Annotated in this window: 12 protein-coding genes; 4 read left to right on the top strand and 8 right to left on the bottom strand. The window is 45.7% G+C overall.

The annotated features are described in order from the left end of the window. Positions 1-26: 26 nt before the first annotated feature. The 5 genes from sucA to sdhC all read right to left on the bottom strand — a co-directional run bounded on the left by sucA (position 27) and on the right by sdhC (position 6,168). Positions 27-2,852, bottom strand: coding sequence for a 2-oxoglutarate dehydrogenase E1 component (gene sucA, locus ACVA54_RS12970; RefSeq protein WP_446649666.1), 2,826 nt, complete (start codon positions 2,850-2,852; stop codon positions 27-29). A gap of 92 nt (positions 2,853-2,944) precedes the next feature. Beyond that, on the bottom strand, positions 2,945-3,655 hold the full coding sequence (locus ACVA54_RS12965; protein ID WP_099079334.1) for a succinate dehydrogenase iron-sulfur subunit: 711 nt from the start codon (positions 3,653-3,655) through the stop codon (positions 2,945-2,947). Positions 3,656-3,670: 15 nt separating this feature from the next. Continuing rightward, positions 3,671-5,437 carry a succinate dehydrogenase flavoprotein subunit gene (sdhA, locus tag ACVA54_RS12960; RefSeq protein ID WP_099079333.1) on the bottom strand — a complete coding sequence of 589 codons (1,767 nt, stop codon included), beginning with the start codon at positions 5,435-5,437 and terminating at the stop codon, positions 3,671-3,673. Next, positions 5,438-5,782 (bottom strand): succinate dehydrogenase, hydrophobic membrane anchor protein, encoded by a 345-nt coding sequence (gene sdhD / locus ACVA54_RS12955; RefSeq protein ID WP_099079332.1) that lies wholly within the window; start codon positions 5,780-5,782, stop codon positions 5,438-5,440. Beyond that, positions 5,776-6,168, bottom strand: coding sequence for a succinate dehydrogenase cytochrome b556 subunit (sdhC, locus tag ACVA54_RS12950; protein ID WP_099079331.1), 393 nt, complete (start codon positions 6,166-6,168; stop codon positions 5,776-5,778). Before sdhC ends, sdhD begins: the two co-directional genes overlap by 7 nt. A gap of 393 nt (positions 6,169-6,561) precedes the next feature. Here sdhC and ACVA54_RS12945 point away from each other — a divergent pair, with 393 nt between their 5' ends. After that, positions 6,562-7,851, top strand: coding sequence for a citrate synthase (locus ACVA54_RS12945; protein WP_099079330.1), 1,290 nt, complete (start codon positions 6,562-6,564; stop codon positions 7,849-7,851). 82 nt (positions 7,852-7,933) lie between these two features. Here the strand turns inward: ACVA54_RS12945 and ACVA54_RS12940 are convergent, their stop codons facing one another. Then, positions 7,934-8,692, bottom strand: coding sequence for a Nif3-like dinuclear metal center hexameric protein (locus tag ACVA54_RS12940; protein WP_099079329.1), 759 nt, complete (start codon positions 8,690-8,692; stop codon positions 7,934-7,936). Positions 8,693-8,824: 132 nt separating this feature from the next. Between ACVA54_RS12940 and ACVA54_RS12935 the strand changes: the two genes are divergently transcribed. Further along, entirely contained in the window at positions 8,825-9,583 is a 759-nt protein-coding gene (locus ACVA54_RS12935; protein ID WP_119463674.1) for a DUF1853 family protein, read from the top strand. A gap of 145 nt (positions 9,584-9,728) precedes the next feature. Here the strand turns inward: ACVA54_RS12935 and pgm are convergent, their stop codons facing one another. Next, the gene (gene pgm, locus ACVA54_RS12930) at positions 9,729-11,375 is read right to left on the bottom strand and encodes a phosphoglucomutase (alpha-D-glucose-1,6-bisphosphate-dependent) (protein WP_099079327.1); all 1,647 of its coding nucleotides are present in this window, start codon (positions 11,373-11,375) and stop codon (positions 9,729-9,731) included. Positions 11,376-11,467: 92 nt separating this feature from the next. Then, positions 11,468-12,010 carry a replication initiation negative regulator SeqA gene (gene seqA / locus ACVA54_RS12925; protein WP_099079326.1) on the bottom strand — a complete coding sequence of 181 codons (543 nt, stop codon included), beginning with the start codon at positions 12,008-12,010 and terminating at the stop codon, positions 11,468-11,470. A 92-nt stretch (positions 12,011-12,102) separates the two neighbouring features. Here seqA and ACVA54_RS12920 point away from each other — a divergent pair, with 92 nt between their 5' ends. Both ACVA54_RS12920 and ACVA54_RS12915 read left to right on the top strand, forming a co-directional pair. Continuing rightward, positions 12,103-12,870: an alpha/beta fold hydrolase gene (locus ACVA54_RS12920; RefSeq protein WP_099079325.1), complete on the top strand. Its 768-nt coding sequence runs from the start codon at positions 12,103-12,105 to the stop codon at positions 12,868-12,870. 112 nt (positions 12,871-12,982) lie between these two features. Further along, a complete protein-coding gene (locus ACVA54_RS12915) occupies positions 12,983-13,204 on the top strand; it encodes a DUF2788 domain-containing protein (RefSeq protein WP_099079324.1) in 222 nt (73 codons plus the stop codon). Positions 13,205-13,227 lie beyond the last annotated feature (23 nt).

The raw sequence follows: 13,227 nt of genomic DNA, 5'->3' as shown, positions 1-13,227 counted from the left end.
CTGTTTCTTCCTTTAACTTCTAGTTCTTAATTCGAAGTTTTTGAGTTCACATTCAGAGCGTCTTCAACCAACGCTTTTTGTTGTTTCAAGTGCACCGACATGTAGCCTACTGCTGGCGAAGCAGAGGCTGGGCGACCTGCGTATTTAAGATCTGCGCCTGCTGGAATAGCAGCACGGAAGTTGTGTTGGCTACAGTACCAGGCCCCCTGGTTTTGAGGCTCTTCCTGACACCATACGAAATCTTCAACATTGGTGTACTGCGCAATTGCCGCTTGTACTTCATCCATAGGGAATGGGTACAGCTGTTCAATACGCACAATAGCAACATCATCTTGTTCGTTGTTGCGACGCTGCTCGAGAAGGTCGAAGTACACCTTACCTGAACAAAACACAACGCGTTTCACTTTACTTGGTTCCAGATTGTCAATTTCTGGAATTGCTGGTTGGAATGTACCATCAGATAACTCTTCCAACGTTGAAGTACAAAGTGGATGACGCAGTAGCGACTTAGGCGACATAACAATCAGTGGACGACGCATTGGGCGCACCACCTGACGACGGATCATGTGGTAAACCTGCGCTGGTGTAGATGGCACTACAACCTGCATATTCTGCTCAGCACATAATTGTAGATAACGCTCAAGACGCGCTGAGGAGTGCTCTGGGCCTTGGCCTTCGTAACCATGCGGTAGCAACATTGTTAGACCACATAGACGAGCCCACTTTTGTTCACCGGATGAGATGAACTGGTCAATCACGACTTGTGCACCGTTTGCAAAATCACCGAACTGGGCTTCCCAAATGGTCAAGCCACTTGGCTCTGCTGTTGCGTAACCGTATTCAAACGCCAATACCGCTTCTTCTGACAACACTGAGTCAAAGACTTGGAATGGGCCTTGTTTGTCATGAATGTTCGCTAGCGGGATGTAGGTGCTTGCGTCATTTTGATTGTGCAAAACTGAGTGACGGTGGAAGAACGTACCACGGCCTGAATCCTGACCGGAGATACGAATACGTTTACCATCATCAACAAGCGTTGCGTAAGCCAATGTCTCAGCCATACCCCAGTCAATCGCTTTCTCGCCACTGATCATGGCTGCACGGTCGTTGTAAAGCTTGTTCACACGGCTTTGCAGTTTATGACTATCTGGGTATTGAATCAGACGTTGACCGAGCTCTTTAAGGCGAGTCACATCAAATTTATTGTCCCACTCTACATCCCAGTCGTGCCCTAAGTATGGAGACCAGTCAACCGAATGCAACGCCATCGGGCGCCATTCTTTAACCACAACTTCGCCTTTATCCAGCGCGTCTCGGTATTCATTGACCAGTTGCGTCGCAATTTCGATGTCTGATTCGTTTTTGTCAATCAATACGTCAGCGTAAAGCTTGCGAGGCGTTGGGTGCTTCTTGATTTTTTGGTACATCAATGGCTGAGTTGCATTCGGCTCATCCGCTTCATTGTGGCCATGACGACGGTAACAAACCAAATCAATCACAACATCACGTTTGAACTCGTTGCGGTAATCCAAGGCGATACGCGTTACGAAAGCGACCGCTTCTGGATCGTCTGCGTTAACATGGAAAATAGGAGCCTGCACCATCTTCGCGATATCAGTACAGTACATGGTCGAGCGCGTATCACGAGGGTTAGAGGTTGTAAAACCAACTTGGTTGTTTACAACAATGCGCACTGTACCACCAACACAGAAACCACGAGCTAAAGACATATTGAATGTCTCCGCCACAACCCCTTGACCAGCAATCGCCGAGTCACCGTGGATCGTAATTGGTAACACGCGACTGCCATTTTCATCACCTAGGCGATCTTGACGCGCACGAACCGAACCAATCACTACTGGATTTACGATCTCTAGGTGAGATGGGTTAAACGCCAAAGCTAAGTGAACATCACCGCCTGGCGTTGCAAAATCTGCAGAGAAACCTTGATGATACTTAACGTCACCCGTCCCCCAAGTTTCGTCATGTTTACCCGCAAACTCATCAAACAAATCTTGTGGCTTCTTACCAAGAACGTTGACCAACATGTTCAAACGTCCACGGTGAGCCATACCGATAACCACTTCACGCATGCCGCTCTTACCAGCATGGCGAATCAATTCTTTCGTCATCGGAATCAGTGCATCACCACCTTCTAGCGAGAAACGCTTCGCACCTGGAAATTTAGCTCCCAAATAGCGCTCTAAACCTTCAGCTGCAGTCAATTCTTCTAAGAAAGTGCGCTTTTCGTCTTTATCGAAAGATGGTTGACCAACCACAGACTCAAGACGCTGTTGAATCCAACGTTTTTGCTCTGTGTCTGTCATGTGCATGTATTCAGCGCCAATCGAACCACAGTAGGTTTTCTTCAGTGCTGAGTAGATGTCTTTCAACTGCATGGTCTCTTGGCCAATGGCAAAAGAACCGACGTTGAAAGTTTCTTCGAAGTCATCTTCGGTGAGATTGTGGAATACAGGGTCAAGCTCCGCCACGGGTGGGCGTTGCCATAAACCTAGAGGATCGAGCTCTGCAGCTTCATGACCGCGGAAGCGGTATGCGTTGATAAGCTGAAGAACTTTTACTTGCTTAGCGTCGACATCTGGATCACTAACTTGGACACTGTAATGCTTCGTTTCTTGAGCGAGTCGTCGGAAGTAGTCACGGACACGCGAGTGTGGCTGTTCGGCCACTTCTTCAGAGTTCTTAGGCAACTCATCAAATACACGTTTCCACTCCTCACTTACCAGATCGGGATCACTTAGATACAGTTCGTAGAGGTCTTCTACATACGTTGCATTGGCGCCAGCCAAGTGTGAAGACTCGAGCCATGCCTTCATCACGCCGTTGTGCATATTTTCCCTTAACCAGTAGTTTTCACGTTTGCTTCGGTCTGCGCCGAGCTATTAAGAGCCGACTCTATTGAGTCGGCAATTTTTATTGTTAATTAAATCGAACGATTCACCAGCATCGACTTGATGTGACCGATGGCTTTCGTCGGATTTAGTCCCTTAGGACAAACACTTACACAATTCATGATGCCATGGCAACGAAAAACGCTAAATGCATCATCAAGATTGGACAAACGTTCATCAGTGGCCGTATCTCGGCTATCAATTAACCAACGGTAAGCGGCAAGAAGACCTGCTGGACCGATAAATTTATCTGGGTTCCACCAGAATGATGGACACGAAGTTGTGCAACATGCACACATGATACATTCATACAACCCATCTAAATGCGCACGTTCATCTGGCGATTGCAAATTCTCTCGTGAAGGTGGCAGTGTGTCATCATCAATCAAGAAAGGCTTAACTTTCGCATAGTTATCATAGAACTGCGTCATGTCAACGATAAGATCACGCACAACGGGTAAACCAGGCAAAGGTCGGATGACAATTTTCTCGCCTTGCAATGCAGAGAGCGGTGTAATACAGGCTAAGCCGTTTTTACCATTCATGTTCAAACCATCAGAACCACATACACCTTCACGGCATGAGCGACGGAATGAAATACTTGGATCTTGCTCTTTAAGTAGAATTAACGCGTCCAGAACCATCATGTCTGAACCTTCTTCCACCTCAAGTATGTAATCCTTCATGTATGGTTTGGTATCTACATCCGGGTTGTAACGATACAAAGAGAAGTTCAATTTCATAGTCATACCATCCCTTTAATAAGTACGTACTTTCGGCGGGAAAGCTTCGCGGTGCACTGGCGTCATGTTGACATCACGCTTAGTCATCGCTTCAGTTTCCGGGTTATAGATAGAGTGACATAGCCAGTTATCATCATCACGCTCAGGGAAGTCAAAGCGAGCATGCGCGCCACGGCTTTCTGTGCGGTAGTTTGCTGCTACTGCTGTCGAGAATGCGGTCTCCATGAGGTTATCTAACTCTAGACACTCAATGCGCTGCGTATTGAACTCCGATGACTTATCAGCTAGGTGCGCATTTTGCAGACGTTCTCGTATCACTTTTAACTCTTCCAGACCTGTCGCCATCGCATCACCTTCACGGAACACCGAGAAGCTATTTTGCATGCAAGATTGTAGGTCTTTACGAATTTGAACTGGGTCTTCACCACCAGTACTGTTCTCCCAACGCATAGTGCGCGCTAAAGACGCTTCGATGTCAGATTCTGTCGCAGGACGAGCTTCCGCTTGTGCAGCCAGTGTCTCACCAAGGTGTAAGCCCGTTGCACGACCAAATACCACAAGGTCAAGCAGTGAATTACCACCGAGTCGGTTTGCGCCGTGCACCGAAACAGATGCAATTTCGCCACAAGCGTACAGACCTTGAACCTCAACATCCGTGCCGTCAGCCATCTGTTTAATCGCTTGACCTGAAACCTGTGTTGGAACGCCACCCATCATGTAATGACAGGTTGGGATAACTGGAATTGGCTCTTTAACCGGATCCACGTGTGCGAATGTACGTGAAAGCTCACAGATACCTGGTAGACGAGACTCAAGTACGTCTTTACCTAGGTGATCCAGTTTAAGCTTGATATGTGGGCCCCAAGGACCATCACAGCCGCGACCTTCACGGATTTCTATCATCATTGAACGCGCTACTACGTCACGACCTGCAAGATCTTTCGCATTTGGAGCGTAACGTTCCATGAAGCGCTCGCCGTCTTTATTTAGAAGGTAACCACCTTCACCACGACAACCTTCTGTAACAAGAACGCCTGCGCCAGCAATACCCGTTGGATGGAATTGCCACATTTCCATGTCTTGCATCGGAACGCCAGCACGAAGTGCCATACCAACACCGTCACCAGTATTGATGTGGGCGTTAGTTGTCGATGCGTAGATACGACCCGCGCCCCCCGTAGCGAGAATGGTTGCTTTCGACTTGAAATAACAAATCTCGCCTGTTTCCATACAGATGGCAGTACAACCCATGATCGCACCGTCTTGGTTTTTCACCAAGTCGAGTGCATACCACTCAGAGAAGATGGTTGTTTTGTGTTTTACGTTTTGTTGGTAAAGCGTATGAAGAAGCGCGTGACCGGTACGGTCTGCCGCCGCCGCTGTACGAGCAGCCTGCTCACCACCAAACTCTTTAGACTGACCACCGAACGGACGTTGGTAAATAGAACCGTTATCAAAACGAGAGAATGGCAGCCCCATTTTCTCTAGTTCGATAACCGATTCAGGGCCGTTTTTACACATGTACTCAATCGCGTTCTGATCGCCGATGTAATCAGAGCCTTTTACTGTGTCGTACATGTGCCATTGCCAATCGTCCTTGTGCGAGTTACCAAGCGCAACTGTGATACCGCCCTGTGCAGATACCGTATGAGAACGAGTTGGGAAAACTTTAGATAGCAAAGCACAAGATAGGCCTTGCTCCGAAATTTGTAGTGCAGCGCGCATACCTGCACCACCAGCGCCGATTACTACGGCATCAAACTCACGAACTGGAATAGACACTTACGCACCCCACAGAATAAATAGACCAGAGAAGACATAGCCGAATAGCACGGCAATAACACCAAGTTGCAGCGCACCACGAAGTTTCGCGCACTTAATGTAATCGGTGAATACTTGCCATAAACCAATCCACGCATGGATCAACACAGAGACAAGTGCCAACATGGTGAAGACTTTAGTGAATGTACCACCAAAAAATTGGGTCCAAGATGCGTAAGAGATATCTGAGAAAGCACAGAAGCTCACCAGATAAATTGTATACAGCGTCATAATGATGGCGGATGCACGAATCAATAAGAAATCGTGAACACCATTACGACCAAATGAAGAAACGTGTTTTACCATACCAAGATCCCCGCCAATAGTGATAGCACTACAGTTACACCAAACGTGACTTTAGCGCTCATCGCGCCTGAATCTAGTTCTTCGAAGTGGCCTAGGTCCATCAGTAGGTGACGAACACCACCAGCAATGTGGTAGGCAAGTGCAGTTAGAATTCCCCATAGAATGAATTTCACGAAGAAGCTATCGACAACGTCAGCGGCTTCCATAAAACCCATCGGGGACGACAGAGAAATGGACAGTAACCAAAGTAGTATACCCACCGCAACAAACGTAATCACACCTGACACACGGTGCAGGATTGACGCGATTGCTGTGATGGGAAAGCGGATGGTCTGTAAATCTAAATTAACAGGTCTTGACTTTCTTTCTTTCACGGGCTTGCTCACTCAGCTCCATTGAGCATTTATTGTTATAACCAATTTCAGCTTCCAAACGCATAAAAGTTAACATCTAATTAACAAACACTCAGGGTAAACCCAGAGTTAATTGTAAATTAATTGTTAACGCCGGAATCTACAAACAAACCTCACTTTTGTTTCTAGCCCCGAATTTATAAGGATTTAACTAAAATTTTCTGTGCCAATATACGACCAGTAACATTCCAATACAATTGATGTAACAAATTATGCTACATGGAACAGATTTTTAACGATTTTCATGTGAAAAATCATAACAAGTGCACACAAAAATGGAGAAAAATTGACTTTAAGCTTTAACAACAGTAAAAAATGTCACATATACATCCTGGACGGATTAAATAATAAACAAAGGAGATTGTTATGGCGGATAAGAAAGCGACCCTTCATGTCGAAGGTCATGCGCCAATCGAGCTGCCAATTATGGACGGTGCCCTCGGTACACCCGTAATTGATGTTCGTAAACTGGGAGCCAATGGTTACTTTACTTTTGATCCTGGTTTTCTTGCCACTGCATCTTGTGAATCATCAATCACCTATATCGATGGCGGCAAAGGGATTCTTTTGCACCGTGGTTACCCGATTGATCAATTAGCCAATAACGCAGATTACTTAGAAGTGTGTTACATCCTGCTTTATGGTGAAGCACCTACCCGCGAACAATACGAGCAGTTTAAAACAACCGTTACTCGCCATACTATGGTACATGAGCAAATCGCAAGCTTCTTCCATGGTTTCCGCCGTGATGCTCACCCAATGGCAGTAATGTGTGGTGTGGTTGGCGCATTAGCAGCCTTTTATCACGACTCATTGGATATCAATAACGATGAGCACCGCGAAATTGCCGCTTATCGCCTGATTTCAAAAATGCCAACCCTGGCGGCAATGTGTTACAAATACTCGATCGGCCAGCCATTTATCTACCCTCGCAACGACCTAAGCTACGCTGAAAACTATCTACACATGATGTTTGCTAACCCATGTGAAGAATACGAGGTTAATCCAGTAGTCGCTCGTGCGATGGACAAAATCTTTACGCTACATGCGGACCATGAGCAAAATGCTTCAACATCTACTGTTCGTCTAGCTGGTTCGTCCGGCGCCAACCCATTCGCCTGTATTGCCGCAGGTATCGCATCTCTATGGGGACCAGCTCACGGTGGAGCAAACGAAGCGTGTCTGAAGATGCTTGAAGAGATCGGCAGCGTAGATAACATTCCAGAGTATGTAGAGCGTGCAAAAGACAAGGATGACCCATTCCGCCTGATGGGCTTTGGTCATCGTGTTTACAAAAACTACGATCCTCGCGCGACGGTAATGCGTGAAACCTGTTACGAAGTTCTTAAAGAGCTGAATATCAAAGACCCACTACTAGACGTAGCGATGGAACTTGAGCGCATTGCACTTTCTGACGAATACTTCGTGTCTAAGAAGTTATACCCGAACGTAGATTTCTATTCAGGCATCATCCTAAAGGCGATTGGCATTCCAGTATCGATGTTTACGGTTATCTTCGCGATTTCTCGTACTATCGGTTGGATTGCTCACTGGAACGAGATGCACAGTGATCCACTAAATCGTATCGGCCGTCCTCGTCAGCTTTACACTGGTGAAACGCAACGCGATTTTTCACCACTGCATGAGCGCGAATAAGGTTTTAGGATCTAGGATCTAGGATGCGTATAAAGGGTTTCGACTCACGTCTCAACCCTTTAATTTTTGTTGTACGGTGAACTTACACTGGATTATCAATATCAATAAATTCTACGTCGAGGCAATGCTCTTTTTCTAGCCACTCACCTAACGCTTTAATGCCGTAACGCTCTGTTGCGTGATGACCCGCTGAGAAATAGTGAATATCCAACTCACGAGCACTGTAAGTTGTGCGCTCTGAGATCTCCCCCGAAATAAATGCATCTAAGCCGTGTTGTGCCGCCAGTTCAATATAGTCTTGTCCACCGCCCGTGCACCAACCAACCGTCTTTATCATCTTGTCTGCATTTTCAGGAGCAATATGCAAAGGCTCACGCTTTAATACTTGATTGATTTTGTTAGCAAACTCAGCACCTGTCATCGCGTATTTTAAACGACCAAACATAGCCACAGATTGAGGATGACCTTCAAGTCCGCCTTCAACTTCAATTTCCAATAAACGAGCAAGTTCTGCGTTGTTACCGAGTTCTGGGTGAATATCTAACGGTAAGTGATAGCCATACAGGTTGATGTCATTTTTAATCAAGCTACGGATGCGCTTCCCTTTCATGCCGCGAATGGGCTCTGGCTCGCCTTTCCAAAAATACCCATGGTGAACAAGTAGCGCATCTGCCTCTAATTCAACGGCTTTATCAATCAACGCTTGTGAAGCGGTTACGCCTGTCACGATGCGTTTGATTTCAGACTTACCTTCCACTTGCATACCATTAGGTGCATAGTCTTTAATAAGTTGCGGCGACAGTTTCTCGTTAAGGATCTTTTCTAGCTGAAAATTATTCATTTTTAATTCCAATACTTGTGGCTTGAGCAAAGTGTATATCGAACCGCAATCCAGATGCCAGTTGTGACATCCCCAACTCGCTTAAATTTCGATACAATAGAAAGGCTTTGCCTGTAACAACCAGGATAATGGATGAATTCTCTACAACGTTTCTATCAATGGATTGCTAGCACCCCGCCACTTTTTAAACTTCACACGCCCTTTGTCAGCGTCGAAGATATTCTGGCACCACCTCTATCGGACAATGAAGTCTACGATGGCAATCCACGACTTGGCTTCCTTTACCAACACCTTTGTACCAAGCTGCTGACTTGCTCAACTCGATATGAATTGATTGCTGAAGAGATTCAACTCAATGACGCGACTGGCCGCACCATTGGTGCCGTCGATTTGATCCTCGAGAATCAGGAGACCAAACAACACGAGCATTGGGAAGTGGCCATCAAGTTTTACTTACTTCATGAAGGTATTTGGTATGGACCGAATGCTCACGACCAACTGCACAAGAAGCTCGATCGCATGCTCACTCACCAACTAAAGATGAGTCAGAGAGAAGAGTTCCACCAACAGTTACCGTTAGACAATATACCGAGTGAGCACCTCCTGATGCAGGGACGTCTTTACGTTAACCCCTTTTCAGCAGAACCTATCCCGACAAGCTGTTTAGGCTACGAACTAGACCCGAATCAAATATCCGGTTATTGGTGTTATCAGAGCCAATGGGAGCAAATTGAACAGCCACTTTACGCCCTTTCCAAACCATTATGGGCAATTGGAACTGAAAAGCATGAAGACCCAATAAGCAAGCCATCAGGTAAATTCATCCATGCACAAACTCGGCTTGGCCAATTTTGGTTTGTGGTGCCAGATTCATGGCCAAATAACCAATAAGCTTTGGACTAACATGGATTCTCTTACGTATTCCGGTGTTGCGATAAGGAATAACACCCTGCCGTTTAATCCATGCGTCCCCCGTAAACAAAAAAGGGTTGGTGCTCTCACACCAACCCTTTATAACTAATTTGGAACTAAGTGCTTACAGACCAGCAGCTGCAAACACTTGATTCACGATCTCTTGCGCTTCTGCTTCGATTTGCTTTAGGTGCTCTTCACCTTTGAAGCTTTCACAGTAAATTTTGTAGATGTCTTCGGTGCCAGATGGACGTGCCGCAAACCAACCATTTGCTGTTGTCACTTTCAGACCACCGATTGCTGCACCATTACCTGGAGCGTGAGTCAAACGAGCAGTAATGACATCACCGGCTAGTGTTTCAGCTGCAACCATTTCTGGAGAAAGCTTCTTCAATACGTCTTTTTGCGGGCCATTGGCTACCGCTTGAATACGGTTGTACTTAGATTCGCCGTGTTTCGCCACTAGCTCTTCGTAGTATTCTTGAGGATTCTTACCCGTTACGGCTGTGATTTCTGCCGCTAATAAACAAAGTAGGATACCGTCTTTGTCCGTTGACCAAGGCGTACCATCTTTACGAAGGAAAGACGCACCCGCACTTTCTTCACCACCGAAGCCAAACTTACCAGCGTAAAGGCCATCAACAAACCATTTAAAGCCGACTGGTACTTCACAAAGATCGCGACCGAGATCAGCCACAACACGATCAATCAGTGCACTTGATACTAGCGTTTTACCAACTGCGACATCTTTACCCCACGCATCGCGGTGACGGTATAGGTAGTCGATACATACTGCTAAGAAGTGGTTCGGGTTCATCAAACCTTTTGGCGTAACGATACCGTGACGATCGTAGTCAGGGTCGTTACCAAATGCTAAGTCGTATTCGTCTTTCAGTGCCAACAGACCCGCCATTGCGTAAGGAGAAGAACAGTCCATACGTACAACGCCGTCTTTATCTAGCGACATGAATTGGAAAGACGGGTCAATTGCTTCACTTACTAGTGTTAGGTCTAGATTGTACGCCTGACCAATTTGACGCCAGTAATCGATGCCGCTGCCACCCAATGGATCAACACCAATCTTCAGATTTGCTTTTTGTATGGCATCCATATCGATAACATTCACTAGATCCTCGACGTATGGTTTCACCAAGTCCATCTCAACAAACAATTCCGATGCTTTTGCTTCTGCTAGAGGCAGACGCTTCACGCCTTGCAGGCCTTCAGCGATCAATGCGTTTGCACGATCTTCAATCGCTTGGGTGAGTTCCGCTTCAGCAGGACCACCGTGAGTCGGGTTGTATTTGATGCCACCGTCTTGTGGTGGATTGTGGGATGGCGTAATCACGATGCCGTCCGCTTTATCATCATGCTTAATGTTGTAAGTCAAAATCGCATGAGAAATACCAGGTGTTGGTGTATAGCCATTGTCTTGCTGAACGATCACTTTTACGCCGTTCGCAATCAATACTTCAATAACGCTTGAAAATGCTGGTTCAGATAGCGCGTGAGTGTCTTTACCCACAAACAGAGGACCGGTTGTACCTTGTTCTGCACGCACTTCTGCTACTGCCTGAGCAATTGCCAAAATATGGTTTTCGTTAAAAGTGTGTTTGTCTGCTGTACCGCGGTGACCAGAAGTACCAAACTGAACGTTATGCTCTGCGTTTGCTGCATCTGGTTGAAGTAAGAAGTAGTTAGCAACGAGTGCTGGAATATTGTGAAGATCTTCCTGCTGCGCTTTTTGCCCAGCACGAGGGTGCATCGCCATGTTTGACATCCTTTCATTAAAAACAAATAAAATCAAAAAAGCCTCATAATATCCGCTAAACGCTACACATTATGAGGCTTCTATCAGGTTTCTTAAATTGAACCTGTTACTTTCTCTATTAAGTCAGGCTGGAATTCCATTTGAGTCATCACCTGCTCCACCATTTGTCGTTTGCGACTGGTGTTGTTATTAGTAATTACCCAAAACGGTGTTTCCGGAATCGCTTTTGGCTTCGTGGTGTTACCATTCGCTAGCAGAGTCTCTTCATTATCAGCAAAGTAAACGCGTTTACGCCCCTTCACTTTTGTTGCTTGAGAGAAACTCTCTGGATTCAGTTTGTGTAAGGTTGATAGCACCAACATGAAGCGATCAATCGCTTTCTTAAGACCAGCAAACTCATCAGAAATAAGCAGAGAACGCATCTCTTTCACCATATCTACCGAATCTGTTTTACCCGCGTCTTTACTTACTACAATCCCTTGAGGTTGTTGTACTACAGTTGCAATTTCTGCTTCCTGTAACTGACCGTCAAGGTTTAAAAGGCGTCGCAAAATATCCGAGGCACTTTCACCGATATGCTTTGTTTGGCTTGCAATGTAACGGTATAGATCCTCATCAACCTCAATTGTTTTCATTCGCTTTTCACATTCTCAATGTTTAAACTCTGGGGGATTATAACGAGATCCTTTCGGATACTCCACGTTAAACCCATTACGAATAAGATAAAATGTCAGCATTACTCAACTATAAGCAAGAAGGCCAAGGTCAAACGGTTGTTTTAATTCATGGATTGTTTGGAAGTTTCAGTAATCTTGGCCTACTGGCACGTGATCTCGCTCAAGATCACTCCGTGATCAGCATCGACTTACGTAATCACGGACTTTCTTTTCACTCTGATATTCATGATTATCCGTCTATGGCACAAGATGTCGTGACGTTGCTACGCCATTTAAACGTCGATCCAGCACTTGTTATAGGGCATTCAATGGGTGGTAAAGTGGCAATTAAAGTGGCGGATATTGCACCTGAGCTTGTAAAGCAGCTCATCATATTAGATATTGCGCCTGTCGCTTACGACACCAATCGCCATGACAATGTATTCAATGGTCTGCAAGCTGTACTCAAAGAACAGCCAACAAACCGCCAACAAGCCATGGACATCCTAGCCCAACATATTGAGATAGATGGCGTACGCCAATTCCTGTCGAAATCGTTATATAAACACGGCGAAACAATGGAATGGCGCTTTAACGTAGCTAGCCTGTTTGATAACTACGCTGACATTATCGGCTGGCAAGAAATTCCCTCTACAGACATTCCGACCTTGTTTGTAAAAGGCGGTGATTCTGACTACCTCTTACCAGAGTATCAAACCGCTGTTAAGCGTCAGTTCAAGCAAGCTAAAGCACATATAATCGCTAATACTGGTCACTGGCTACATGCAGAAAAACCCGCAGAAGTCATGCGCGTGATCAGGAAATACATTTCGAGTTAACAAATTCGAACACTCGTGCGAGATTATTAAAATAACCCATCTTGTATTGCATTAACTTTACCGTTTAACAGTGGTATAGTGCGCGCAAGAATTTTCGGCATGAAGGACGACAATGCTCTACGACTATATGGATATGCTCGAGTCAATCGGGCTCGATCTGCTTTTTGCTGCTATCTTCTTTTTCATTGGGATGGCAATAAAAGATGTGCTAAATCAGGGTAATGTACCCGTTTTTGGTCGTCGTATTGTATGGTTAGTTCTTTTCCTAGGCTGTGCTGGATTTATTGCGAAAGGCATGATTCAGCTCAGTTGGGAAGGCTCAGGACTTGGGTAAGCCCTTATCCCCATCGCCAATAA

The organism is Vibrio sp. PNB23_22_6 (assembly GCF_052877535.1).
This window is presented reverse-complemented; position numbering and strand designations above follow the sequence as displayed.

What these genes read in the sequence shown, in the direction of transcription:
- sucA (WP_446649666.1), bottom strand. Translation starts at nt 2,852, where the DNA reads ATGCACAACGGCGTGATGAAGGCATGGCTCGAGTCTTCACACTTGGCT.
- ACVA54_RS12965 (WP_099079334.1), bottom strand. Translation starts at nt 3,655, where the DNA reads ATGAAATTGAACTTCTCTTTGTATCGTTACAACCCGGATGTAGATACC.
- sdhD (WP_099079332.1), bottom strand. Translation starts at nt 5,782, where the DNA reads ATGGTAAAACACGTTTCTTCATTTGGTCGTAATGGTGTTCACGATTTC.
- ACVA54_RS12945 (WP_099079330.1), top strand. Translation starts at nt 6,562, where the DNA reads ATGGCGGATAAGAAAGCGACCCTTCATGTCGAAGGTCATGCGCCAATC.
- ACVA54_RS12940 (WP_099079329.1), bottom strand. Translation starts at nt 8,692, where the DNA reads ATGAATAATTTTCAGCTAGAAAAGATCCTTAACGAGAAACTGTCGCCG.
- ACVA54_RS12935 (WP_119463674.1), top strand. Translation starts at nt 8,825, where the DNA reads ATGAATTCTCTACAACGTTTCTATCAATGGATTGCTAGCACCCCGCCA.
- pgm (WP_099079327.1), bottom strand. Translation starts at nt 11,375, where the DNA reads ATGGCGATGCACCCTCGTGCTGGGCAAAAAGCGCAGCAGGAAGATCTT.
- seqA (WP_099079326.1), bottom strand. Translation starts at nt 12,010, where the DNA reads ATGAAAACAATTGAGGTTGATGAGGATCTATACCGTTACATTGCAAGC.
- ACVA54_RS12920 (WP_099079325.1), top strand. Translation starts at nt 12,103, where the DNA reads ATGTCAGCATTACTCAACTATAAGCAAGAAGGCCAAGGTCAAACGGTT.
- ACVA54_RS12915 (WP_099079324.1), top strand. Translation starts at nt 12,983, where the DNA reads ATGCTCTACGACTATATGGATATGCTCGAGTCAATCGGGCTCGATCTG.